20 protein-coding genes and 3 tRNA genes are annotated in these 23,567 nt (G+C 73.4%); 13 read left to right on the top strand and 10 right to left on the bottom strand.

Annotation, left to right across the window (positions count from 1 at the left end; all coding sequences use genetic code 11):
- Nucleotides 1–104: 104 nt before the first annotated feature.
- The 4 genes from purD (at nucleotide 105) to L7D48_RS08105 (ending at nucleotide 6,057) form a co-directional block, all read left to right on the top strand.
- A complete protein-coding gene (gene purD / locus L7D48_RS08120) occupies nucleotides 105–1,394 on the top strand; it encodes a phosphoribosylamine--glycine ligase (RefSeq protein ID WP_237878283.1) in 1,290 nt (429 codons plus the stop codon).
- Nucleotides 1,395–1,662: 268 nt separating this feature from the next.
- On the top strand, nucleotides 1,663–3,300 hold the full coding sequence (locus tag L7D48_RS08115) for a hypothetical protein (RefSeq protein WP_237878282.1): 1,638 nt from the start codon (nucleotides 1,663–1,665) through the stop codon (nucleotides 3,298–3,300).
- Nucleotides 3,301–3,526: 226 nt separating this feature from the next.
- Nucleotides 3,527–5,005, top strand: coding sequence for a N,N-dimethylformamidase beta subunit family domain-containing protein (locus tag L7D48_RS08110; protein WP_237878281.1), 1,479 nt, complete (start codon nucleotides 3,527–3,529; stop codon nucleotides 5,003–5,005).
- Between the two features lie 137 nt (nucleotides 5,006–5,142).
- The gene (locus tag L7D48_RS08105; protein ID WP_237878280.1) at nucleotides 5,143–6,057 is read left to right on the top strand and encodes a phosphoribosylaminoimidazolesuccinocarboxamide synthase; all 915 of its coding nucleotides are present in this window, start codon (nucleotides 5,143–5,145) and stop codon (nucleotides 6,055–6,057) included.
- A 115-nt stretch (nucleotides 6,058–6,172) separates the two neighbouring features.
- On the opposite strand, the gene L7D48_RS08100 is transcribed toward L7D48_RS08105, so the two are convergent.
- From L7D48_RS08100 to L7D48_RS08065, 8 genes are all read right to left on the bottom strand, one after another.
- Nucleotides 6,173–6,245 (bottom strand) — tRNA-Gly (locus L7D48_RS08100).
- A gap of 23 nt (nucleotides 6,246–6,268) precedes the next feature.
- Nucleotides 6,269–6,865 carry a response regulator gene (locus L7D48_RS08095; protein WP_374491671.1) on the bottom strand — a complete coding sequence of 199 codons (597 nt, stop codon included), beginning with the start codon at nucleotides 6,863–6,865 and terminating at the stop codon, nucleotides 6,269–6,271.
- A 107-nt stretch (nucleotides 6,866–6,972) separates the two neighbouring features.
- Nucleotides 6,973–8,238 (bottom strand): sensor histidine kinase, encoded by a 1,266-nt coding sequence (locus L7D48_RS08090; protein ID WP_237878278.1) that lies wholly within the window; start codon nucleotides 8,236–8,238, stop codon nucleotides 6,973–6,975.
- 22 nt (nucleotides 8,239–8,260) lie between these two features.
- Complete coding sequence (locus L7D48_RS08085; RefSeq protein WP_237878277.1) at nucleotides 8,261–9,094, bottom strand: ABC transporter permease; 834 nt, start codon at nucleotides 9,092–9,094, stop codon at nucleotides 8,261–8,263.
- The gene (locus L7D48_RS08080; protein WP_237878276.1) at nucleotides 9,091–10,068 is read right to left on the bottom strand and encodes an ABC transporter ATP-binding protein; all 978 of its coding nucleotides are present in this window, start codon (nucleotides 10,066–10,068) and stop codon (nucleotides 9,091–9,093) included. Before L7D48_RS08080 ends, L7D48_RS08085 begins: the two co-directional genes overlap by 4 nt.
- A 160-nt stretch (nucleotides 10,069–10,228) precedes the next feature.
- Nucleotides 10,229–10,301, bottom strand: a tRNA-Gly gene (locus L7D48_RS08075).
- A 74-nt stretch (nucleotides 10,302–10,375) separates the two neighbouring features.
- Nucleotides 10,376–10,447 (bottom strand) — tRNA-Gly (locus L7D48_RS08070).
- Between the two features lie 101 nt (nucleotides 10,448–10,548).
- Nucleotides 10,549–10,902, bottom strand: coding sequence for an Lsr2 family protein (locus L7D48_RS08065; protein WP_237878275.1), 354 nt, complete (start codon nucleotides 10,900–10,902; stop codon nucleotides 10,549–10,551).
- A gap of 335 nt (nucleotides 10,903–11,237) precedes the next feature.
- Between L7D48_RS08065 and purS the strand changes: the two genes are divergently transcribed.
- The 7 genes from purS (at nucleotide 11,238) to purM (ending at nucleotide 19,541) form a co-directional block, all read left to right on the top strand.
- On the top strand, nucleotides 11,238–11,504 hold the full coding sequence (gene purS / locus L7D48_RS08060; RefSeq protein WP_093663089.1) for a phosphoribosylformylglycinamidine synthase subunit PurS: 267 nt from the start codon (nucleotides 11,238–11,240) through the stop codon (nucleotides 11,502–11,504).
- Complete coding sequence (gene purQ, locus L7D48_RS08055) at nucleotides 11,501–12,178, top strand: phosphoribosylformylglycinamidine synthase subunit PurQ (RefSeq protein WP_237878274.1); 678 nt, start codon at nucleotides 11,501–11,503, stop codon at nucleotides 12,176–12,178. The genes purS and purQ overlap by 4 nt, the downstream gene beginning before the upstream one ends.
- The gene (gene purL, locus L7D48_RS08050) at nucleotides 12,175–14,424 is read left to right on the top strand and encodes a phosphoribosylformylglycinamidine synthase subunit PurL (RefSeq protein ID WP_237878273.1); all 2,250 of its coding nucleotides are present in this window, start codon (nucleotides 12,175–12,177) and stop codon (nucleotides 14,422–14,424) included. Before purQ ends, purL begins: the two co-directional genes overlap by 4 nt.
- Before the next feature lie 127 nt (nucleotides 14,425–14,551).
- Nucleotides 14,552–15,820, top strand: a complete 1,269-nt coding sequence (locus L7D48_RS08045) for a hypothetical protein (RefSeq protein ID WP_237878272.1) — start codon at nucleotides 14,552–14,554, stop codon at nucleotides 15,818–15,820.
- Between the two features lie 93 nt (nucleotides 15,821–15,913).
- Nucleotides 15,914–16,717 carry a maleylpyruvate isomerase family mycothiol-dependent enzyme gene (locus tag L7D48_RS08040; RefSeq protein ID WP_237878271.1) on the top strand — a complete coding sequence of 268 codons (804 nt, stop codon included), beginning with the start codon at nucleotides 15,914–15,916 and terminating at the stop codon, nucleotides 16,715–16,717.
- Nucleotides 16,718–16,804: 87 nt separating this feature from the next.
- The gene (gene purF / locus L7D48_RS08035; RefSeq protein ID WP_237878270.1) at nucleotides 16,805–18,364 is read left to right on the top strand and encodes an amidophosphoribosyltransferase; all 1,560 of its coding nucleotides are present in this window, start codon (nucleotides 16,805–16,807) and stop codon (nucleotides 18,362–18,364) included.
- A gap of 91 nt (nucleotides 18,365–18,455) precedes the next feature.
- Nucleotides 18,456–19,541, top strand: coding sequence for a phosphoribosylformylglycinamidine cyclo-ligase (purM, locus tag L7D48_RS08030; protein WP_237878269.1), 1,086 nt, complete (start codon nucleotides 18,456–18,458; stop codon nucleotides 19,539–19,541).
- Between the two features lie 102 nt (nucleotides 19,542–19,643).
- Here the strand turns inward: purM and L7D48_RS08025 are convergent, their stop codons facing one another.
- Both L7D48_RS08025 and L7D48_RS08020 read right to left on the bottom strand, forming a co-directional pair.
- Nucleotides 19,644–19,922 (bottom strand): DUF3073 domain-containing protein, encoded by a 279-nt coding sequence (locus tag L7D48_RS08025; protein ID WP_206350398.1) that lies wholly within the window; start codon nucleotides 19,920–19,922, stop codon nucleotides 19,644–19,646.
- A gap of 353 nt (nucleotides 19,923–20,275) precedes the next feature.
- Nucleotides 20,276–21,388 carry a Glu/Leu/Phe/Val dehydrogenase dimerization domain-containing protein gene (locus tag L7D48_RS08020; RefSeq protein ID WP_308312258.1) on the bottom strand — a complete coding sequence of 371 codons (1,113 nt, stop codon included), beginning with the start codon at nucleotides 21,386–21,388 and terminating at the stop codon, nucleotides 20,276–20,278.
- A 272-nt stretch (nucleotides 21,389–21,660) separates the two neighbouring features.
- Between L7D48_RS08020 and L7D48_RS08015 the strand changes: the two genes are divergently transcribed.
- Together L7D48_RS08015 and bldC are read left to right on the top strand one after the other, a co-directional pair.
- Nucleotides 21,661–22,521 carry a hypothetical protein gene (locus tag L7D48_RS08015; RefSeq protein WP_237878268.1) on the top strand — a complete coding sequence of 287 codons (861 nt, stop codon included), beginning with the start codon at nucleotides 21,661–21,663 and terminating at the stop codon, nucleotides 22,519–22,521.
- Nucleotides 22,522–23,035: 514 nt separating this feature from the next.
- Nucleotides 23,036–23,242: a developmental transcriptional regulator BldC gene (gene bldC / locus L7D48_RS08010; protein WP_020869672.1), complete on the top strand. Its 207-nt coding sequence runs from the start codon at nucleotides 23,036–23,038 to the stop codon at nucleotides 23,240–23,242.
- Nucleotides 23,243–23,567: the final 325 nt, after the last annotated feature.

The following is a 23,567-nucleotide window of genomic DNA, read 5'->3' as shown; positions in this document are numbered from 1 at the left end:
CTCCGCGGCCCCGACGGCATCCGGAAGGCGTCCGGCAGGCGCCCGCCGTCCGCCCCTCGGGCGGACCCGCCGGGGCCGCGGAGGGGGCGGATAGGGTGCAGGGCGTGAAGGTCCTCGTCATCGGCGGCGGCGCCCGCGAACACGCCCTGTGCCGCTCCCTGTCCCTCGATCCCGACGTCACCTCGCTGCACTGCGCGCCCGGCAACGCCGGAATCGCCGAGGTGGCGACCCTGCACTCCGTCGACGCGCTCGACGGCCGGGCCGTGGCCGAACTGGCCGCCGGACTGGAGGCCGACCTCGTCGTGGTGGGGCCGGAGGCCCCGCTGGTGGCCGGGGTGGCCGACGCCGTGCGCGAGCGCGGCATCGCCGTCTTCGGCCCGTCGGCCGAGGCCGCCCGGCTGGAGGGCTCCAAGGCGTTCGCCAAGGAGGTCATGGCCGCCGCCGGGGTTCCCACGGCCCGCTCCTACGTGTGCGCCACCGACGAGGAGACCGATCGCGCGCTGGACGCCTTCGGGCCCCCGTACGTCGTCAAGGACGACGGGCTGGCGGCGGGCAAGGGCGTCGTCGTCACCCCCGACCTGGAGGCCGCCCGCGCCCACGCCCGCGGCTGCGAGCGGGTGGTGGTCGAGGAGTACCTGGACGGCCCCGAGGTCTCCCTGTTCGCCGTGACCGACGGCGAGTGCGTCGTACCGCTGCGGCCCGCCCAGGACTTCAAGCGTGCCCACGACGGCGACGAGGGCCCCAACACCGGCGGCATGGGCGCCTACTCGCCGCTGCCCTGGGCCGACCCCAAGCTGGCCGACGAGGTGCTGGCCACCGTCCTGCAGCCCACAGTGGACGAGATGCGCCGCCGCGGCACCCCCTTCTCCGGACTGCTCTACGCGGGTCTGGCCATCACCTCGCGCGGGGTGCGCGTGGTGGAGTTCAACGCGCGCTTCGGCGACCCGGAGACCCAGGTCGTCCTGGCCCGGCTGAAGACCCCGCTGTCCGGCCTGCTGTACGCGGCGGCCACCGGCGCCCTGGCCGAGTTCCCCCCGCTGCGCTGGAGCGAGGACGCGGCCGTCACCGTCGTCGTGGCCTCCGAGGGCTACCCCGCCTCCCCCCGCACGGGGGATGTGATCGAGGGGCTTGAAGAGGTCGCGGAGAAGGACGCCCCCACCGCGTACGTCCTCCACGCCGGCACCCGGCTGGACGAGGAGGGGCGCGTGGTCAGCGCGGGCGGCCGGGTCCTGTCCGTCACGGCCACCGGCGCCGGTCTCGCCGAGGCCCGCGAGCACGCCTACCGGGCGGTGTCCCGCATCCGGCTGGCCGGTTCGCACCACCGCGGCGACATCGCGGCCTCGGCGGCCGAGGCCGCGATGTCGCCGGCCGCCGGGACCGCCGGGGAGGTCTGAGCCGGAGCCCCGGCCGGGTGTCGGGCCGGGTGTCCGTCCGGAGCCCCGGCCCGACACCCCGGCGAGCGGATTTCCGCACCCAGCTTTACCCAAAGCCATTCCATCGAGTGACCGCTTCCTCATCCGGCTGACGGCCCCGCGGGCGCCTACTAGGGTTCCCGCGGACGGCTCCGGCAAGTGGCCCACCGCACATTGCGGTGTCGCCTGCCGGTGCCACAGTGGGGGAGTGACGGCAGGCGCGGGGGAACGGCAAGGGGGTGAGCGACTCGTGGCGGTACCGGAGACGGGCGCGCGTTCGGCGCGCGACCACGCGCTGGCGGTCCTGAGGGTGCGCGGCGCCGCGCTGGGCGCCGCGCTGCTGCCCGCCGCCGCGGCGGTCGTCCTGCTGGCCGGAGGGGCCACCGGCCACCTCCGCGGCGACGGCTGGGACGCACTGCGCTGGGCGGCCGTGGCCGTCGCCGTGCCGGTGCTCGCCGCGGCCGCGGGCGTGGCCGCGGTGATCGCCCGGGCGCGCCCGGCGGTCAGCCCCACCGTGCAGATCGACGAGTCGGCCGCCCCCGACCTGTACCGGCTGATACGCGACCTCGCCGACCGGCTCGACGTTCCCGCGCCCTCGGCGATAGCCCTGACGCCGGACTGCGACAGCTGGCTGGAGGACCGGGCGCACACCACCCGCGGCCGCCGCCTGCCGCGCCCCGGCACGGCACGCGGCGCGGACGCCCCCGTACTCGTCGTCGGCTCCCCCTTCCTGTGGTGGATGCGGGTGGCCGAGCTGCGGGCGCTGCTCGCCCCGATCGTGGCCGGCACGGGCCCGTCCGCCCACCCGGACATCGCCGCCGCGCGGCGCTTCGTCCGCGGACTGGACGCCGCCGCCGCGGTCGCCGTCGCGGCCCGTGGCCCGGCGCCCAAACGGCTCGCGTACGACTTCACCGGCTGGGTCTCCCGGCTGCTGCTGCGCGCCGGGGCCTCCCACGCCGCGGAGATGGAGCGCATGGTGGCGGCCGCGGCCGCGGTACGGGCCCAGACGGTCGACTACGGCCTGCGGGTCGTCGCCCAGGAACAGGTGGGCCTGGCGTACGCCGGCTGGGACCGGCTGCTGACCCGGGTCGCGCTGCCCGCCTGGCGCACGGGCCGCTGGCCCGCCCGGCTGGACGCCGGAGTGGTCTCCGCCCTCACCGAGCTGTCCCGGCGCGACCGGCTGGCCGAGGGCTTCGCCACCCGGCTGGGCGAGCGCCCCGCCTGCGACCTGCTGGAGGAGCCCGGCGAGGTGGACCGCCAGGTGTCCCTGCTGGCCGCGCGCCTCTTCCACGGCGGCCCGGCCGAGCCCGGCCCCGACTGGGCCCCGGTGGACTGGCAGGAGTACCCGGAGGAGGTCGTGGACCGCATCTGGCGCTCCGAGGCCGCCCGTCTCTTCGCGGCGCTGCGGGCCGACGAGAACCCGACGCTGGCCGAGCTGGTCGACCGGCTGACCGGCGAGGCGGCCCCGGACGCCCCGTCCGGCGGCGCCGACGCGCTCGCCGCCCGGATCGGCGCCGACCTCGCCCGCGAGGAGGCGGCCCGGACCGACGCCGCCCGCGAGGCGGGCGCGATCCCCGTGCCCGTCCCCGGCGGGGACGGCGCGCTCCTCCCGCCCGGCGGCGGCTTCCCCCTCCAGCCGCCGCGCTCCGGACGCGAGCTGCTGGCCGAGCACGTCACGGCCGCCGTGTGCTGCGCGGCCGTGGACACCGCCGGGGCGGCCCCCGGGCTCGACTGGCTGGACGGCCCCGCCCTGTTCGTCGACGGCGAGCGCCGGGCCGATCTGGCCCGCCCCGTCCTCGCCCTCACCGAGGACGGCGACCCCCGGCCGCTGCGCGACTGGCTGGCGGCCGTCGGCGTACGGCCCGACAAGCCCATCCGCCTGGTCTGAGCCGGCGGCGGTCCGGGCGCCGCACGGCGCCCGGACCGCCACCGACCGCTCCTCACGGCCCTCCACGGCCCTCCAAGGCCCTCTACGGCCTCTGCCCGCGCCCGTGTTCGAGCCTTGTTCGGCCGGACTCCCGGACATTCGGCGACAAGGGGTGACAGGACGTTCGCTTTATGTGATGTGCTGGTGCCCGGCATCGCGGGAGCGGACACAGGGAGGGGAGACGCAGGTGGGCACGGAGCAGATCCGGCGCTGGGAGTCGGGGGCTCTCGCGCACGCGGTCACCGATCCGTTCGGGCAGGGGCCGCTGCCCTGGCTGCGGTGCGGCGAGCACTACTTCGACGACACCGGCCACGTCGTCCCCTGGTACCTCGACCACAGCAGCCTGGACGGCGGACGCGCCCCGTCCACGGCGGGCGGCGGTCCGTGCGCGGCCGACGACGTGCACTGCCAGATCAAGGGCTTCACCTCCGAGAGCGCGGTCTCGCCCGGTGAGTCCATCGACTTCCGGATCACGGTCAACCCGCCCCAGCCCTTCGGCGTGGACGTCTACCGCATCGGCCACTACGGCGGCGAGGGCGCCACCAAGATCACCACCAGCCCCCGGCTGTCCGGCATCGTCCAGCCCCCGCCGCTGGCCGCCGACCGCACCGTCTCCTGCCACCACTGGTGGCTCTCCTGGCGGCTCCAGATCCCGGACTACTGGAGCACCGGCGCCCATGTGGCCGTGCTGACCACCGCCGACGGCCACCGCTCCCACGTCCCCTTCACCGTCCGCGACGAGCGTCCCGGCGACCTGCTGCTGGTCCTCCCCGACGTCACCTGGCAGGCGTACAACCTCTTCCCCGAGGACGGCCGCACCGGCGCCAGCCTCTACCACGCCTGGGACGGGGAGGGGCGGCTGCTGGGGGAGGAGGAGGCGGCCGTCACCGTCTCCTTCGACCGGCCGTACGCGGGCGCGGGCCTGCCCCTGCACGTGGGCCACGCATACGACTTCATCCGCTGGGCCGAGCGTTACGGCTACGACCTGGCCTACGCCGACACCCGCGATCTGCACGCCGGCCGCGTCGACCCCTCCCGCTACCGCGGCCTGGTCTTCGCCGGCCACGACGAGTACTGGTCGGCGCCCATGCGCCGGGCCGTGGAGAAGGCCCGCGACAGCGGTACCTCGCTGGTCTTCCTCTCGGCCAACACCATGTACTGGCAGGTCGAGCTGGGCCCCTCGCCCTCCGGAACCCCCGACCGGCTGATGACCTGCCGCAAACGGCGCGGTCCGGGCCGCCCGCGGCGCTGGCGCGACCAGGGCGAGCCCGAACAGCAGGTGCTGGGAGTCCAGTACGAGGGCCAGGTGCCCCGGCCGCACCCGATGATCGTGCGCAACGCCTCCCACTGGTTGTGGGAGGCCACCGGGGCGGCGGAGGGCGAGGAACTGCCCGGCCTGGTGGCGGGCGAGGCCGACCGCTACTTCCCGCGCACCGCCCTGCCCCCGCACACCGGCCGCATCCTGCTCGCCCACTCGCCCTACCAGGGCGCCTCCGGCACCCGCCGCCACCAGGAGACCTCCCTGTACGAGGCGCCCAGCGGCGCCCTGGTCTTCGCCTCGGGCACCTTCGCCTGGTCCCCGGCCCTGGACCGCCCCGGCCACACCGACTCCCGTATCCAGCGGGCCACGGCCAACCTCCTGGACCACATCTGCAAGCACCCCTGAGCACCCACAGTCCCTCCGGCCCGCCCGGGCAGGGCCGTTCGCGCGGTACGCCCCCACCCGTCCGTCCGACCCCGGCCGGTGGGGAGGGCGGGGGTGCGGGAGAATCGGAACTCCTGGACCAAGCCACAGGAGGAGCCGTGACCGGATTCGTAGAGAAGCCCGAACCCGTACAGGTGCCGGGCCTGGTGCACGTGCACACCGGCAAGGTGCGGGACCTGTACCGGAACGAGGCGGGGGATCTGGTGATGGTCGCCAGCGACCGGGTGTCCGCCTACGACTGGGTGCTGCCGACGGAGATCCCCGACAAGGGCCGCGTCCTCACCCAGCTCTCCCTGTGGTGGTTCGACCAGCTCGCCGACCTGGTGCCGGGCCATGTGCTCTCCACCGAGCTGCCGCCCGGAGCCCCCGCCGACTGGGCGGGCCGCACGGTGGTCTGCCGCTCCCTGCGCATGGTCCCGGTCGAGTGCGTGGCCCGCGGCTACCTCACCGGCTCGGGCCTGGCCGAGTACCGCCGGACCCGCACGGTCTGCGGCCTGGCCCTGCCCGAGGGCCTGGAGGACGGCTCCGAGCTGCCCGCCCCTATCTTCACCCCGGCCACCAAGGCGGAGGTCGGCGAGCACGACGAGAACGTCCCCTACGAGGAGGTCGCCCGCCGGGTCGGCGCCGACACCGCCGCCGAGCTGCGCCAGCTCACCCTGGCCGTCTACTCCCGGGGACGCGACATCGCCAGGGAGCGGGGCATCATCCTGGCCGACACGAAGTTCGAGTTCGGGTGGGCCGCGGAGGGTGACGGCGAGGAGCGGCTGGTGCTCGCCGACGAGGTGCTGACACCGGACTCCTCGCGCTTCTGGCCCGTCGACGAGTGGGAGCCGGGCCGCTCCCAGCCCTCGTTCGACAAGCAGATCGTCCGCGACTGGCTGACCTCCCCGGCAGCCGGCTGGGACCGCGGCGGCGAGGTCCCCCCGCCCGAGCTGCCCGCCGAGGTCGTCGAGCGCACCCGTGCCCGCTACATCGAGGCGTACGAGCTGCTGACGGGCACCCGCTGGAGCTGACCGGCGGCACGGGGGCGGTCCCGCGCGGCGGCCGCGCGGGACCGCCCCCCGCCCCGCCCGCGGGGACCCGCACACGGAGAAGGCCCCGGTCCTTCGGGACCGGGGCCTTTCATCGAGCGGACGACGAGACTCGAACTCGCGACATCCACCTTGGCAAGGTGGTGCTCTACCAACTGAGCTACGTCCGCGTGCTCCGTTCGGTGCGCTCCTACTATAGCCAACCCCGCTCGCGTGCGATGCGCACGGCCGCGTGACGGTTCTCCGCCGACAGCTTCGCGGCGGCCGACGACAGGTAGTTGCGGACCGTCCCCGGTGCCAGCGCGGCCCGCGCGGCGATCTCCGCGATCGGCGCCCCGTCCGCCGCCAGCTCCAGCAGTTCGGCCTCGCGGGCGGTCAGCGGCGAGTCCCCGGCGCTGATCGCGTCGGCGGCAAGCTCCGGGTCCACATAGCGGTTTCCGGCGTGCACCGTGCGGATGATCTCGGCCAGCCGCTGCGCCGAGACGGTCTTGGGCACGAAGCCCCGCACCCCCGCGGCCAGGGCCCGCTTCAGATGCCCCGGGCGGCCGTGCCCGGTCACGATCATGGTGGCGCAGGCGGGGAGTTCGGAGCGCAGTTCCGTGGCGACCGCCACACCGTCCCTGCCCGGCATCTGGAGGTCCAGCACCGCCACGTCGGGCCGGTGGGCGCGGGCCATCGCCAGCGCCTCGGGGCCGGAGGCGGCCTCGGCCACCACCAGCAGGTCGTCCTCCAGCGCCAGCAGCGCGGCCAGCGCGCCCCGGATCAGATGCTCGTCGTCGGCCAGCAGCACCCGTACGCGGTGCCCGCCGCCATCCGTACCGCCGCCGTTCGTACCGCCGCCGTTCGTACCGCCGCCGTTCGTACCGCCGTCGTCGGTGCCGTCCCGCATGTGCTCGCTCACCGCTCCCCTTCCCCGCGTACGTCCTTGCCGCCTTCCCGGCGCGTCCGCGTCGGAATTCGGGCCGTCAGCCGGAAGGCGCCGTCGCCGCGGCGCTCACCGGTCAGTGTGCCGCCGAGCGCGGCCAGGCGTTCGCGGAGCCCGTCCAGCCCGGAGCCGCCCCCCGTGACGGCTCCGGACCCCGGCACACCGTCGTTCTCCATCACCAGCTCGGCGACCTCTCCGGCGGCCCGCAGCCGCACCGTGCACCGCCCGGCGTCGGCGTGCCGCAGTACGTTGGTGGTCCCCTCGCGGACCACCCAGCCCAGGGCCGACTGCAGCGGCTCCGCCAGCTCCCCGCTGCCGCTGTCCTCGATCCGGCAGTCGATCCCGGCCGCCCTCAGCACCCCGCGCGCGCCGACCAGTTCGGTGTGCAGGTCGGCCTCCCGGTAGCCGCGTACGACCTCCCGCATCTCCCGCTGCGACTCCCGCGCGATCCGCTGCACCTCGGTCATCTGGTCCACGGCGGAGGGCGAGCCGCGCTGCGCGAGCTGCACGGCCAGCTCGCTCTTGAGGGCGATCACCGACAGGTTGCGGCCCAGCACGTCGTGGAGGTCCCGGCCGAACCGCAGCCGCTCCTCGGCCACCGCCAGCCGCGCCTGGGTCTCCCGGGCGGCCTCCAGCTCGCTTACGACCCGCATCGTCCAGGCCGAGCAGCGGTAGGAGAAACCGAAGATGACGGCTCCGAGGACCGTGCCGACGGCCGCGGCGGCCAGTTCCCCGCCGGCCGCCCCCAGTGCTCGGGCCGTGAGCAGCGAGACGGCCAGCAGCACCGCCACCAGTGCGGCGCTCCGCCCGGCGGACAGCACCAGCGGCAGCGGCCCGGCCAGGAACATCAGCAGCCAGACCACGGGCGGCAGCGCCTGGGACGCCGGCAGCTCACCGGTGCCGATCAGGGCGAGGACGGCGGCGATCCCGGCGGCGGTGAGGGCCACATAGGCCGCCGCCGGCCGCACGGGCCGCTCCTCCGTGCCCAGGTAGTACCGCAGGCCGGACCGGGACAGCAGCAGATGGCAGACGGTGTGGGCGGTGAACAGCACCCCCAGTACGACCGCCGCCCAGGCGGCCGGCCCCTCCGTCTGCGCGACGATCCAGAAGAGCAGCGCCACTCCCTCGAAGAGAGCGAAGCTGTAGATCGTGTACCGGGTGTACTGGTGGAAGCGGACCGGCCCGCTGGACCGCCGTATCCGCTCCACCCAGCCCAGCGCGCTTTTCTCGGACGCCACCGTCACACCCGCTCCTCGCACCTCAGTGACGCGGTTCCCAGCGGAACCACCGCCGTACAGCGAACACCGACACCAGGGCCCAGGCCACGGCGGTCCCCAGTGTCCGCAGCACCTCGCCCGGCTCGCCGCCGCCGAGCCAGCCGTACCGCACCAGGTCCACCACCGGGGTCATCGGCAGCAGCCGCAGGACGTCGGCCAGCCCCTCCGGCATGGCCTCCAGGGGAACGAACATCCCCGAGCCGACCAGCGAGACCATCAGCAGAGGCAGCGCGGTGATCTGCGCGCTCTCCGTCGTCCGGGTGATCACGGCCGTCGCGGCGGCCGTCAGCACCATCAGGACGGCGCCCAGCAGCACGCCCAGGACCAGCAGGTCCGGCCGGTCCGGCGGCGTCATCTCCAGCAGGGCCGCACCCGCCGCGACCAGCACGGCGCACTGCGCCAGCGCCACGGCGACCACCGGCAGCGCCGCGCCGGCAAGGATCTCCCAGTCCCGCAGCTCCCCGGTCCGCAGCCGCTTGAGGACCAGCTCCTCGCGGCGGGAGACGTAGGCGGGGATGAGGTTCAGGTAGACGACGAGGATCAGCACCATCGGAATGCCGCTGGTCATCACCAGATCGGTGACACTCAGCCCGGTGCCCTCCAGCGGCGCCTGCTCGACCGTGGAGCGCATGAACAGCACCATGGCCAGCGGCATCAGCAGGGCGGTGAACATGGCGGTGCGGTTGCGGACGAGCAGCGTCAGCTCCGCCCGGGCCAGCGACCGCAGCCGGCCCAGGGAGGCCGCCGCCCCGCCTGCGGCCCCGCCGACCGCCCCGCCACCGGCGCCCGTCCCGCTCCTGGTGTCCGTCGCGCTCATCGTGTTCCCGCCTTCGCCAGTCGTGCCGTGCCTTCGTCCTCCGCCGCGTCCCGGCCGCCCCCGTGGGCGATCTCCAGGAACGCCTCCTCCAGGGAGGCCGAGCGGGCGTCCAGGCCCGCCAGCTCCACGCCCTCCTGCCGTGCCCACAGCAGGAGTTCGGTCAGCGACTCCTGCAGCCGGCCGGTGCGGATCTCCACACCCCGCCCGTGCTCGGCGGCCTTCAGCGACAGCGGAAGCCGGGCGGCCGGCACCCCCTCGGGCAGCGTGAAGCGGATCCGGGACGGGCGCGAGGCGGTGACCTCGGCGGGCGTGCCGGAGACGACGATCCGCCCCGCCCGCATGATCGCCAGCCGGTCGGCCAGCTCCTCGGCCTCCTCCAGGTAGTGCGTGGTCAGCACCACGGTCGTACCGCCCTCCCGCAGCTCCCGCACCAGCCGCCAGGTCTCCCGCCGGCCCTCGGCGTCCAGTCCGGTCGTCGGCTCGTCCAGGAAGAGCACCTCCGGCCGGCCGAGCAGGGCCATGGCCAGGTCCAGCCGCCGCCGCTCGCCGCCGGAGAGCTGCTTGACGCGTACGTCCGCGCGCGGGGCCAGGCCCACCATCTCCAGCGCCTCCGAGGTGGGGCGGGCCCCGCTGGTGCAGCCGGCCCACATCCGCGCGGTCTCGGCGACGGTCAGGTCGGAGGAGAAGCCGCCCTCCTGGAGCATCACCCCGATCCGCGACCGCACCCGGGCCCGCTCGCGGTACGGGTCGTGCCCGAGCACGCGCACCCGGCCGCCGCTGGGCTCGGCCATCCCCTCCAGCACCTCGACGGTGGAGGTCTTGCCCGCGCCGTTCGTCCCCAGCAGCGCGAACAGTTCGCCGCGCGCCACGGAGAACGAGACCCCCCGTACGGCCTCGAAGCCGCCGTCCCCCTTCGCCGGGCCGTAGCGCCGCCGCAGCCCGCTCACCTCGATGACCTGCTCTCCGATCTCCATGCCACCAGGGTCGCGCGGGGCCGGGGGCGGGAGCAGTGCGGGCTGTCACGAGCGCGCGTGACAAATGTCAACCGGCCGGTGGGCGGGGGGAGATGAGGGGATGTGACATGACACACACGGAGAAGGCCCCGGTCCTGGAGGACCGGGGCCTTCTTCCCTGAGCGGACGACGAGGCTCGAACTCGCGACCTCAACCTTGGCAAGGTTGCGCTCTACCAACTGAGCTACGTCCGCGTGCGACCTCCCGGCTCTCACCGAGCGGCGCGCCTTCACTCTACCCGATCCCGGAGACCCGGTGGAGTGAGCGGAGCGGGTGACAGGAATCGCACACTGCGCCTCCCTCTTGGAAAGAGGGCGCTCTACTACTGAGCTACACCCGCGTGACCACCTTGGTTCCGGCCGTTTCCGGCCGCCCCCGGCGGTGTGCTCCAGACTCTAGCCGATCACCCGGGGTGCCTGGCAAGTCGGCCCGGAGGCGGGCTCAGCGGGACTCCTCGGACCCGGTGCCGGAGGCGGCTGCGTGGGCCTCGTCGAAGGCCTCGTAGACCTTCTTGGGGATGCGGCCGCGCGGCGGCACCTCGAAGCCGTGCGACCGGGCCCAGGCCCGCACCGCGGACGGGTCCGGCGCGACGGAGGTGTGCTGGAACGTCTTCCCGGACCTGGCCCGCTTGCGGCCGGCCCGCACATAGGGGGCGAGGCCCATGCGCAGTTTCTTCGCGTTCTCGCGGTTGAGATCGATCTCGTACGACTTGCCGTCGAGGCCGAAGGTGACCGTTTCCGATGCTTCCCCGCCGTCGATGTCGTCGGAGAGTGTGACCACCACACGCTGTGCCACGGATATCGGTCCTTTCGGGAGGATCGCATGCGGAAACACCTGGAAACCACGTCCCTGACGTGCAGTTATATCGGTGTTGCCGACGATCGGTGTCAATGCCCTTTCCTTTGTACAGCGACAGGCATTGTCTGGTGAAGCGGATGAATTGTCGCCCGCGTGTCATGCCGCGAACGCGACTTTACTTTTCCGGCGCCGATTCGGGCAGTACTTCCCGGTGTTTTCCGGGACGCCGATACCCGACCGTGACCGGAGCGGCTCGTATCTACGCGAGTAGAATTTTCCGCCGGGTACGCTGAAGCGGCAGCCTCCAGCACCAACACCCACCGGGAGTACCTGTGGCTCGCGTCGTAGTCGACGTCATGCTCAAGCCGGAGATCCTCGACCCCCAGGGCCAGGCGGTTCAGCGTGCGCTGCCCCGGCTGGGCTACGAGGGCATCTCGGACGTCCGCCAGGGCAAGCGCTTCGAGCTCGAGGTGGAGGGCCCGGTCGACGACGACGCCCTCGCCCGTATCCACCAGCTCGCCGAAACGTTCCTCGCCAACACCGTGATCGAGGACTTCACCGTGCGCGTCGAGGAGCGCGAAGAGGTGACCCCCGCATGACGACCCGCATCGGAGTCGTCACCTTCCCCGGCTCCCTCGACGACGTGGACGCCCGGCGCGCCATCAGCCTCGCCGGCGCCGAGCCGGTCGCCCTGTGGCACCGCGACAAGAGCCTGAACCAGGTGGACGCCGTCGTCCTCCCCGGCGGCTTCTCCTACGGCGACTACCTGCGCTGCGGCGCCATCGCCCGCTTCTCGCCGGTGATGGAGACGGTCGTCGAGCAGGCCCGCGCCGGCCTGCCGGTGCTCGGCATCTGCAACGGCTTCCAGGTGCTGTGCGAGTCGCACCTGCTGCCCGGCGCGCTGACCCGCAACGACCACCTCCACTTCGTCTGCCGCGACCAGCGGCTGCGCGTGGAGAACGCGGACACCGCCTGGACCTCCGACTACGCCGAGGGCCAGGAGATCACCGTCCCGCTCAAGAACGGCGAGGGCGGCTACGTCGCCGACGAGCGCACCCTGGACGAGCTGGAGGCGACCGGCCGGGTCGTCTTCCGCTACCTGGACGTCAACCCCAACGGCTCCCGCCGCGACATCGCCGGCATCTGCAACGAGGCCGGCAACGTCGTCGGCCTCATGCCGCACCCCGAGCACGCCGTCGAGGCCCTGACCGGGCCCACCACCGACGGGCTGGGATTCTTCACCTCGGTTCTGAAGAAGCTGGTCACCTCATGACTCTCGACACCGTCAAGCACGCGAGCGACACCCCGGACGTCGAGCAGCCCTGGGCCGAGCTCGGCCTCAAGCGCGACGAGTACGACCGCATCCGGGAGATCCTCGGCCGCCGCCCGACCGGCGCCGAGCTGGCCATGTACTCCGTGATGTGGTCCGAGCACTGCTCCTACAAGTCCAGCAAGGTCCACCTGAAGCAGTTCGGCGAGAAGGCCCCGGAGTCCGACGCCATGCTGGTGGGCATCGGCGAGAACGCCGGCGTCGTGGACGTCGGCCAGGGCTACGCCGTCACCTTCAAGGTGGAGTCGCACAACCACCCCTCCTACATCGAGCCCTACCAGGGCGCGGCCACCGGCATCGGCGGCATCGTCCGCGACATCCTGGCCATGGGCGCCCGCCCGGTCGCCGTGATGGACCCGCTGCGCTTCGGCGCGGCCGACCACCCCGACACCCGCCGCGTCCTTCCCGGCGTCGTCGCGGGCATCGGCGGCTACGGCAACTGCCTGGGCCTGCCCAACATCGGCGGCGAGGTCGTCTTCGACCCCTGCTACCAGGGGAACCCGCTGGTCAACGCCCTGTGTGTGGGTGTGATGCGGCACGAGGACATCCATCTGGCCAAGGCGTCGGGCACCGGCAACAAGGTCGTCCTCTACGGCGCCCGTACCGGCGGCGACGGCATCGGCGGCGTCTCCGTGCTCGCCTCGGAGACCTTCGACGAGACGGGCCCGGCCAAGCGCCCGGCCGTCCAGGTCGGCGACCCCTTCCAGGAGAAGCTCCTCATCGAGTGCACCCTGGAGGTCTTCAAGGAGGACCTGGTCGTCGGCATCCAGGACCTCGGCGGCGCCGGCCTGTCCTGCGCCACCTCCGAGCTGGCCTCGGCCGGCTCCGGCGGCATGCGCGTCGAACTGGACACCGTACCGCTGCGCGACTCCACGCTCTCGCCCGAGGAGATCCTCATGAGCGAGTCGCAGGAGCGCATGTGCGCCGTCGTCGAGCCGGACAAGGTCGACCGCTTCCTGGCCATCTGCGAGAAGTGGGACGTCATCGCCACCGTCATCGGCGAGGTCACCGACGGCGACCGGCTGGAGATCTACTGGCACGGCGAGCAGATCGTGGACGTGCCCCCGCGCACCGTCGCCCACGAGGGCCCGGTCTACAACCGCCCCTACGCCCGCCCCGAGTGGCAGGACGCCCTCCAGGCCGACGACGCGAACAAGCTGCCCCGCCCCTCCGGCGGGGACGAGCTGCGCGAGCAGGTCCTGAAGCTGGTCGGCTCCCCGAACCAGGCGTCCAAGGCGTGGATCACCGACCAGTACGACCGCTACGTGCTCGGCAACACCGTCCTGGCCCAGCCCGAGGACAGCGGCATGATCCGCATCGACGAGGAGACCGGCCTGGGCGTCGCCGTCGCCACCGACGGCAACGGCCGCTACGCCAAGCTGGACCCGTACACCGGCGCACAGCTCGCGCTGGCCGAGTCCTACCGCAACGTCGCCGCCACCGGCGCGAAGCCGCTGGCCGTCACCGACTGCCTGAACTTCGGCTCGCCGGAGGACCCGGGCGCGATGTGGCAGTTCGCCGAGGCCTGCCGCGGACTGGCCGACGCCTGCCGGACCCTGGGCACCCCGGTGACCGGCGGCAACGTCTCCCTCTACAACCAGACGGGCGACACCGCCATCCACCCGACCCCGGTGGTCGGTGTGCTCGGCGTGATCGACGACGTCACCCGCCGCACCCCGATGGCGTTCGCGGAGGAGGGCCAGCTCGTCTACCTCCTCGGCGACACCCGCGAGGAGCTGGGCGGCTCGGCCTGGTCCCAGGTGATCCACGACCACCTGGGCGGGCTGCCGCCGAAGGTGGACCTGGAGCGCGAGCGGCTGCTCGCCGAGATCCTGATCTCCGCCTCCCGCGACGGCATGATCGACGCGGCGCACGACCTGAGCGACGGCGGTCTGGTCCAGGCACTGACCGAGTCCTGCCTCAAGGGGGGCAAGGGGGCCCGGCTGGTCGTACCCGACGGGCTGGACCCGTTCGTGTTCCTGTTCTCCGAGTCGGCCGGCCGCGCGATCGTGGCGGTGCCGCGCAGCGAGGAGCTGCGCTTCACCGACATGTGCGGCGCCCGCGGCCTGCCCGCCACCCGCATCGGCGTGGTGGACGGCGACACCATCGAGGTCCAGGGGCAGTTCTCCGTCTCCCTGGCCGAGCTGCGCGAGGCCCACGAGGCCACCATCCCGGCGCTGCTCGCCTGACGCCCGTACGACGACGGCCGCCGTGCCCCGCCGCCCGCCAGGGCGGCGGGGCACGGCTGTCACAGGACGCTGGTAGGTTCGCCGCCGGACGAGTGCCGGAGCCGTACGGGACGGGGGCGAGGGGCGGATGGACCGCGGGCGGTGGCGGAGGGCGTACAACCGGCTGGTGTGCGCCGTGGCCGTCCTCGCGATCGGGCTGAGCGGCTGGACGCTGTGGCAGTGGTGGGACCGCCGGCACACCGTGGACGAGGCCTGCGGCGGCCTGGTCCCGGTGGGTGAGGTGCTGGCCCTGCGGGGGAGCGGGGGAGAGATCACCCCCGCCCGGAACCTCACGGACGGGATCCGGCTGGACGACGCCCCGCTGCCGCAGAGCTGCGTCCTGCGCAGCGAGGAGGTCGCCGAGGGGCGGCGGCTGGGGCAGAGCGGCTCGTTCTTCTCCGCACAGGTGGCCACCGAGCCCACCGGATGGACGTCCGAGGCCGTCGACGACGCCTTCGAGGACGCGCTCGACCCCACCAACCCGTACGTCGACGTTCCGCGGGTGTACCAGCCGGTCGGCGGCGGCGTACCCGGGCACGTCACCGACACCGGCGTGTCTGTCCGGCTGCCCTGCCCGGGCACCGGGCACCGGGGCGAGGAGATCACCGCGATACGGGCCTCCGCCGAGCTGGACGCCGCCACCCGGGCGGAGTTCTCCGAGAACGGCCAGCTCGCCCAGGACGACCGCGACCGGCTGGCCCGCATCGCGGTCACCACCGCCAACAACCTCGCCGCCGAACTGGGGTGCCCCGACCGCCTCCCCGAGCCACCGGACGGCATACCGGCGCTGAACACCGAGCCCGTCGCCCCGGAGGAGGCCGGGGGCACCTGCGCCTGGTACGGCGAGGCCGGTCTGCACACCGGGCGGGCCAATGCCTCCGGCTGGCTGCCCGACCGGGTGCTGGAGGCCCGCACCGGCGACGGCGTGTGGCAGGAGCGCTGCCTGCTGAGCGTCACGGGGAAGGCGCGGGGAGAGGCGTACCGACGGTACGCGGACGCCCCGGAGTACGGCCGCTTCCGGGAGGAGTCCTCCATGGACGACAAGACCTGGTGGGCGAGCGCGGAGAGCTTCTTCGGGGACGCCGCCGAGCGCGTCTCGAACGGCTCCGCCGGCGACGACCGGATGGCCGTCGCGGGCCGGGGCGGGTACGACTCCGAGGGGAACACCCTGTGGGCCACCTCCGTGTGCGGCGGGGAGCCGGCCGTGCACACCCTCACCGTCTCCTGGCCGTACGTCCACGGCGCGGCCCGCCACCTGGAGCCGGTCTTCCGCGCCTACGTCGAGGACGTCGCCGAGCGGCGCGGCTGCACGGACACCGCCATGCCCTCGGCGAGCGACTACCGGGAGGAGAGCTGACCCCGGGCCGAGCCGGGCCGCGCCGGACCGGATCGGCGCCCCGACCGGCGGGTAACCGCCTGCCCCGGTCGCGCGGCGTTCTACTCTGACGCCATGCCTCCGGTGAAGCGCAAGCCCAGGACGTACGACCCGGCCCTGGTGCGGGCCGGGCTCATCGGGCAGGTGGAGGCCGTGCGCAACGCCGTGCACGCCCTCACCCCCGACCAGCTGGCCCGGCCCTCCGGGCTGCCCGGCTGGGACGTGCGCCATCTGGTGGTCCACATCGCCGGGCAGATCGAGGCGGTGCCCCGGCTGCTGGCCGAGCCCCCGCCCCGGGCCGCCGCGCCGCAGACGGACCTGAACGCCTGGGCGGTGTCCGTGGCCGGCGCCGCCCACGAGCTGGACGAGGCGACCCGCAGGCACGCGCGGGCGTACGAGGACGCGGCCCGCGCGGTGGACGACGCCGTCGAGGAGCTGGAGCCGGTGCTGGAGCAGGCCGTGCGCACGGACGTGCTGCTGCCGCACCCCTTCGGCGCGATGCGGGCGCTGGACTTCACCGTGACCCGCCTGCTGGAGCTGGTGGTGCACAGCGACGACCTCACCCGGGCCACCGGCGTACGCGTCCCGCCGGTCCGCCAGGCCCTGGCGACGACCGTGCGGCTGCTGGCGGACGCGCTGGCCGCCAAGGCGCCCGGCGCCTCGGTGGAGGTGCGCATCCCGCCCTTCGCGGTCGTCCAGTGCGTGGCGGGTCCGCGGCACACCCGCGGCACCCCGCCGAACGTGGTGGAGACCGATCCGCTGACCTGGATCCGGCTGGCGACCGGGCGCACCGAGTGGCTCAAGGAGCTGGATGCGGCGCATCTCACAGCGAGCGGCGAGCGCGCGGATCTGCGCGATCACCTCCCCGTACTGGAGTGACGACCTGCGGTAAGAGAGCGCCGGGGCCCCGGACGAGCCGCGGTCCCGGGTACTGAGCACCGCGCGACCTGTCCTAGACTCGGTGGCGTGCCACGTGGTGACGGACGACTCAACCACGACCTGCTCCCCGGAGAGAAGGGCCCCCAGGACGCCTGCGGCGTCTTCGGAGTCTGGGCCCCGGGGGAAGAGGTCGCCAAGCTCACCTATTTCGGGCTGTACGCGCTGCAGCACCGGGGACAGGAGTCCGCGGGCATCGCGGTGAGCAACGGCTCCCAGATCCTCGTCTTCAAGGACATGGGCCTGGTCTCCCAGGTCTTCGACGAAACCTCCCTCGGCTCCCTGAAGGGCCACATCGCGGTCGGCCACGCGCGCTACTCCACCACCGGCGCATCGGTGTGGGAGAACGCCCAGCCCACCTTCCGGGCCACCGCCCAGGGCTCGATCGCGCTGGGCCACAACGGCAACCTGGTCAACACCGCCGAGCTGGCCGAGATGGTCGCCGCGCTGCCCAGCACGGGCGGCCGGGCCACCCAGGTCGCCGCCACCAACGACACCGACCTGGTCACCGCCCTGCTGGCGGGCCAGGTGGACGAGGACGGCAAGCCTCTCACCGTCGAGCAGGCCGCCCCCGCGGTCCTGCCGAAGGTCAAGGGCGCGTTCAGCCTGGTCTTCATGGACGAGCACACCCTCTACGCCGCCCGCGACCCGCAGGGCATACGCCCGCTGGTGCTCGGCCGGCTGGAGCGCGGCTGGGTGGTGGCCTCCGAGACCGCGGCCCTGGACATCGTCGGCGCGTCCTTCATCCGGGAGATCGAGCCCGGCGAGATGGTCGCCATCGACGAGGACGGACTGCGCACCCAGCGCTTCGCGGAAGCGAAGCCGAAGGGCTGTGTCTTCGAGTACGTCTACCTCGCGCGCCCCGACACCGACATCGCGGGCCGCAACGTCTACCTCTCCCGCGTGGAGATGGGCCGCCGGCTGGCCGCCGAGGCCCCGGCCGAGGCCGACCTGGTCATAGCGACCCCGGAGTCCGGCACCCCGGCCGCGGTCGGCTACGCCGAGGCCAGCGGCATCCCGTACGGCAGCGGTCTGGTCAAGAACTCCTACGTGGGCCGGACGTTCATCCAGCCCTCGCAGACCATCCGCCAGCTCGGCATCCGCCTCAAGCTCAACCCCCTCAAGGAGGTCATCCGCGGCAAGCGCCTGGTGGTCGTCGACGACTCGATCGTCCGCGGCAACACCCAGCGCGCCCTGGTGCGGATGCTGCGCGAGGCGGGCGCGGCCGAGGTGCACGTGCGGATCAGCTCGCCGCCCATCAAGTGGCCGTGCTTCTTCGGCATCGACTTCGCCACCCGCGCCGAGCTGATCGCCAACGGCCTGTCGGTCGAGGAGATCGGCACCTCGCTGGGGGCCGACTCCCTGGCGTACATCTCGCTGGAGGGCATGGTCGAGGCGACCACCATCGCCAAGCCGAACCTGTGCCGGGCCTGCTTCGACGGCGAGTACCCGATGGAGCTGCCGGACCCCGGGCTGCTGGGCAAGCACCTGCTGGAGTCCGAGACCGCCGAGACCGCCGGCGCCGACCCCGACGGGGTGCGGAGCATGATCGCGGGCCCCGGCGCGGCCGACGCGCTGCGCAGGCCCTGACCCCGCCGGCTCGCCGGCGGCCGTCCGGCGAGCCGACAGCCGCCGACCGTCCGGTGAGCCACCGGGCCACCGTCCGTCCCAGAGGAAGACCATGACCTCCACCAACCCGACCCCGGCCGGCCAGGGCGCGAGCTACGCCGCCGCCGGAGTGGACATCGAGGCGGGCGACCGCGCCGTCACGCTGATGAAGGAGTGGGTGGGCAAGGCCCGCCGGCCCGAGAGCATCGGTGCGCTCGGCGGCTTCGCGGGCCTGTTCGACGCGTCCGCGCTGAAGGGCTACCGGCGCCCGCTGCTGGCCTCGGCCACCGACGGCGTGGGCACCAAGGTCGCCGTCGCGCAGAGGATGGGCGTACACGACACCATCGGCCACGACCTGGTGGCGATGGTCGTGGACGACCTGGTGGTCTGCGGCGCCGAGCCGCTTTTCATGACCGACTACATCAGCGTGGGCAAGGTCGTCCCCGAGCGGGTCGCCTCCATCGTCAAGGGCATCGCCGAGGGCTGCGTCCTGGCGGGCTGCGCCCTGGTCGGCGGCGAGACGGCCGAGCATCCCGGGCTGATGGGCCCGGAGGAGTACGACGTGGCGGGCGCGGGCACGGGCGTCGTGGAGGCCGACGAGATCCTGGGCGCGGACCGCATCCGCCCGGGCGACGCGGTCGTCGCGATGGGCGCCTCCGGACTTCACTCCAACGGGTACTCGCTGGTGCGGCACGTGTTCTTCGACCGGGCCGGCTGGTCGCTGGACCGCCATGTCGAGGACTTCGGCCGCACGCTGGGCGAGGAGCTGCTGGAGCCCACCAAGATCTACTCGCTGGACTGCCTGGCGCTGACGAGGGCCACCGAGGTGCACGCCTTCTCGCACATCACCGGAGGCGGACTGGCCGGCAACCTCGCGCGTGTCGTGCCCGACGGGCTGCACGCCACCGTGGACCGCTCCACCTGGAGCCCGGCTCCGGTCTTCCGGGCGGTCGGCGAGCTGGGCGGGGTCGAGCGCGCGGAGCTGGAGAGGACCCTCAACATGGGCGTCGGCATGGTCGCCGTCGTCCCGCAGGAGTCGGTCGGCGCGACGCTGTCCCTGCTGCGCGAGCGCGGTGTGGACGCCTGGGTCGCCGGCGAGGTCACCGAACGCGGCGACCGCGGCGAGGCCGTCGCCCTCACCGGGGACTACGCGGCCTGAGCGGCGGGGGCGGACAGGATCAAAACCCGGTCCGGCGGTGGCCGGACCGGGTGATGACCGCTATCGGTATGAGACCGCTTTGTTCAGTGGACGACGACGTCCTCAGGCGCGGCGTCGGTGGTTCGACGGTGAGGAGGACCCGCGGGAGTCGACCGGGTGGTCGTCGCCCTCCGCGTCCTCGTCATCGTCGTTGTACAGATCCGCGTACCGTGCGTACGGGTCGTCCAGCTCATCGTCCTCGAACCGCTCGCCGTTCGGCGGCTGACTCGATGTCGATGCGCCCAGCTCCTCGGCCAGGCGTGCGAGATCAGTCCCACCGCTGTTGTACTTCAGCTGGCGGGCGACCTTCGTCTGCTTGGCCTTGGCCCGGCCGCGCCCCATGGCTCGACCCCCTCAACGACGGGGCTCAACGGCCCCAGAGTCTTGACACGCGTTCACGATGCGGAGCGGACCCTCGATTCGATCGAGAGACCGTCCGTGGAGCTTCAACGGTACCTGCTTCCGTGGCCGTACGGTACGCCGCCCGCACGACACGGCCGGTGCCCGCCCTGCCTGGTGACCATTTCTCCGCTGGTCAGTGACGATTTTACCTTCTGTCCGCCCGGTCACCCGCCCAGGGGTGGTGAGGGATGTCTCCCCCGCCCTCCGTCACTCCGGGTAGCGCGACGGTGGACGCTGGGTCAGGGCGCCGGGCCGGCCCGGCGGGCCGGAGCCGCCGGGCCGGAACCACCGGGTCAGCTCGCGGCGCCGGCCTTGCGGGCCTCGGCCATCCGCTGCTCGGCGATGCGGTCGGCCGCCACTGCCGGCGGCACGCCGTCCGCCGCGGCGCGCTCGAAGATCGCCAGCGTGGTGCCGTGGATCTTCTCGGCCTTTGCCTTCGCACGCGCGAAGTCGAAGCCGTGGAGCTCGTCCGCGACCTGGATCACGCCGCCGGAGTTCACCACGTAGTCGGGCGCGTAGAGGATGCCCCGGTCGGCGAGGTCCTTCTCGACGCCCGGGTGGGCGAGCTGGTTGTTGGCCGCGCCGCAGACCACCTTCGCGGTCAGCACGGGGACGGTCTCGTCGTTCAGGGCGCCGCCGAGCGCGCAGGGCGCGTACACGTCCAGGCCCTCGGTGCGGATCAGCGCGTCGGTGTCGGCGACCGCCACCACCTCCGGGTGCGCGGCCGTGATCTGCTCGACCGCCTCGGGGCGCACGTCCGTGACCAGGACCTCGGCGCCCTCCTCGAGCAGGTGACCCACCAGGTGGCGGCCGACCTTGCCGACGCCCGCGACGCCGACCCTGCGGCCGCGCAGCGAGGCGTCGCCCCACAGGTGCCTCGCGCTGGCGCGCATGCCCTGGTAGACGCCGAAGGCGGTGAGCACGGAGGAGTCGCCGGCGCCGCCGTTCTCGGGGGAGCGGCCGGTCACCCAGCGGGAGGCGCGCGAGACCACGTCCATGTCCTGGACGTAGGTGCCGACGTCGCAGGCGGTAACGTAGCGGCCGCCGAGGGAGTCGACGAAGCGGCCGTAGGCCTCCAGCAGGGCCTCGCTCTTGTGCTGCCCGGGGTCGCCGATGATCACGGCCTTGCCGCCGCCGTGGTCCAGCCCGGCGAGCGCGTTCTTGTACGACATGCCGCGGGCGAGGTTGAGGGCGTCCTTCACGGCGGCCTCCTCCGGGTTCTCCTCGGAGGCGTACGCGTGGAAGCGGGTGCCGCCCAGGGCCGGGCCCAGGGCCGTGGAGTGGATGGCGATGACCGCCTTCAGGCCGGTGGCCCGGTCCTGGCAGAGGACGACCTGCTCATGGCCGCCCTGCTCGGAGTGGAACAGGGTGTGCAGGACCGAACCGGTTTCGCGCTGCGCGCTCACGGCGCTCGCTGCGTTCTCTGAGCCGTCTCGGTGTCCGCCGACGCCGACGGCGGGACGTACGTCAGTCACGGTGGTGACTCCTGTATGTCGCGGAAGGGTGCCCTTCCAGCATCCTCCCGCTTGTGGCGGCGGGATGCGGGGCGGGCCGGTTGGCATGAGGGTACGGCCTGACGGCCCCCAGGAGTACGGGTGTGCAGTTGCGGTGCCACGATCAGGGTATTGAACTGCCGTTGTCCGACCCCTCGGCCCGCTGCTCCGGGAGGAAGAAACCCTTGGCCCTCACTACTCCGGTGGCCGTCCCGTACGCGTCCTACCTGCGGGTCTACGAGCCGCTGGCCGCCTTCCCCGAGCCGGAGCGCTCCCACTGGGCCCGCTACGCCCGCCGCGGCGGTCTGCCCGGGGCGCAGGACGAGCTGCGCCGGTCGCTGGCGGACCTGCTGCCGGTGCCGCCCGTGGTGGTGCCGGTGCGCGAGAGCGCGGACGCCTTCGTGGCCGAAGTGGACGGGGTGCTGTGCGTCTGTCCCTGGCGGACCAGGCTGCGGGGCTGGCAGGCGCTGGCCGGACTCGGCGACGAACTGCCGGCGCCGGTGCTGGACGCGGCGGTGCCGCCGGTGGTGCGGCGCGAGGCCGCGGCGGACTACGACCGCTGGCGGGAGCGGAACCCGGACGCCCGGCCGTGGATCCGCTCGGCCACCTGGCACGTCCCGGTGCGCTGGTTCGTGCTCTTCGCGGACGAGGAGCGCGAGTACGGCAAGGCGGTGGACGACGGCGCCGGCGGCGCGGGGGAGGGCGTCGTCCTGCGCTACCGCACCCCGATGGTGCAGGCGAGGCGGCGGGTGGCGCGTGCGCTGAAGGTGCTGCGCGAGGAGCTGGAGGACAGCCCGCTGATCGACGGGCTGGTGGACGTGGGGCGCTGGCTGGAGGAGTTCCACCCGCGTTCGATGGTGGAGCTGGACTACGGCGGACTGGTGTATACCATCCCGGAGAAGCAGCTCGCCTCGGACCACTCCGCGGCCGACACCGCGGAGGGGCTGGCGGCGCTGCGGGAGGGCGACGGCGAGCGCGCGAGCGCCGTCTACGAGCGGCTGACCGAGCGCTGGCGGGCGGTACGGCACCGCGGGATGGCGAGCTGAGGCGTTCCGCGCGGACGGGACCGGGTCACCGGTCGGCATCCTGTGCGCCGTGAACCGTTCCCTTCCGGCTGATTCCCGGCCTTACGGACGGAGGGCGCCCCGAGGTGACCGACCGCACTTACCGGGGTCTTGCCTCGAAGGGCATCTCTCATGCCAAAATAGGACAAGGAGTCCGGAGGGGGCTTCATCCGTCCAACTAAGGTCGGATCCATCGGTATTGCGATCCTTTCCAGGGGGCTGGGGAGGTCCGCTCACGTTGTAACCGATCGTCACGATGGTGTGACCGTCCGTTATGACACGGTCCATCGGCTTCCGTCGAGGTTGGACACCTGAGAGGGCAATTCCATCGGTTTGGCCGACGTGGCTGGACAGATGGTGTAGTTGTAGTGCCGAGGACAAGCCGTTCGTCCTATAACCGACTCGGCCCGCGTCCGCCATTTCGGGCAACGCGGGTCAAGGTGCAGAATTTAGAGGAAAGAACCGTGATGGTTCGGTTCTCCCGAGGAGGCCGCTCATGACCGCTCGCACCCCTGATGCCGAGCCGCTGCTGACCCCGGCTGAGGTTGCCACCATGTTCCGTGTGGACCCGAAGACGGTCACGCGCTGGGCCAAGGCAGGCAAGCTCACGTCCATCCGCACGCTCGGAGGGCACCGCCGCTACCGCGAGGCGGAGGTGCGCGCCCTGCTCGCGGGCATCCCGCAGCAGCGCAGCGAGGGCTGAACAACCCCATGAATCGGGCATGACGGGGCCCCCATCCCGCTTCGCCGCCCGACTCGGCACCACCTTTCGGGCCGGTGTCCCCCACACGGCCTGAACGTCGATCGCGCTGGGCTCCGCCGGGCCCAGCGCGGTCTTGCGTATTCCCTCGCGCCCGCGCGCCGCGGCGCGTGCGAAGGCCCCCCGGCCGGAGCTTCGGTTCCGGCCGGGGGGCCTTCGCGTACGGCCAACCCGGCCTGTTCCGCGCCCGGTTCGCCGAGCCGGCCGGAGGCGCCGGGGGTGCCGGGAGGTGTCCTGGGGGCGGTTCGAAGCCCTCGGGGGGATCCCG

The sequence above is a fragment of the Streptomyces sp. ICN903 genome, assembly GCF_022015835.1.
Taxonomy (GTDB): domain Bacteria; phylum Actinomycetota; class Actinomycetes; order Streptomycetales; family Streptomycetaceae; genus Streptomyces; species Streptomyces fenghuangensis.
This window is presented reverse-complemented; position numbering and strand designations above follow the sequence as displayed.

Bases quoted from the DNA above. Each gene is read 5' to 3' on its own strand.
- L7D48_RS08085 (WP_237878277.1), bottom strand. From the start codon at position 9,094: ATGAGCGCGACGGACACCAGGAGCGGGACGGGCGCCGGTGGCGGGGCG.
- purL (WP_237878273.1), top strand. From the start codon at position 12,175: ATGACTCTCGACACCGTCAAGCACGCGAGCGACACCCCGGACGTCGAG.
- purQ (WP_237878274.1), top strand. From the start codon at position 11,501: ATGACGACCCGCATCGGAGTCGTCACCTTCCCCGGCTCCCTCGACGAC.
- bldC (WP_020869672.1), top strand. From the start codon at position 23,036: ATGACCGCTCGCACCCCTGATGCCGAGCCGCTGCTGACCCCGGCTGAG.
- L7D48_RS08025 (WP_206350398.1), bottom strand. From the start codon at position 19,922: ATGGGGCGCGGCCGGGCCAAGGCCAAGCAGACGAAGGTCGCCCGCCAG.
- L7D48_RS08080 (WP_237878276.1), bottom strand. From the start codon at position 10,068: ATGGAGATCGGAGAGCAGGTCATCGAGGTGAGCGGGCTGCGGCGGCGC.
- L7D48_RS08040 (WP_237878271.1), top strand. From the start codon at position 15,914: ATGCCTCCGGTGAAGCGCAAGCCCAGGACGTACGACCCGGCCCTGGTG.
- L7D48_RS08045 (WP_237878272.1), top strand. From the start codon at position 14,552: ATGGACCGCGGGCGGTGGCGGAGGGCGTACAACCGGCTGGTGTGCGCC.
- purM (WP_237878269.1), top strand. From the start codon at position 18,456: ATGACCTCCACCAACCCGACCCCGGCCGGCCAGGGCGCGAGCTACGCC.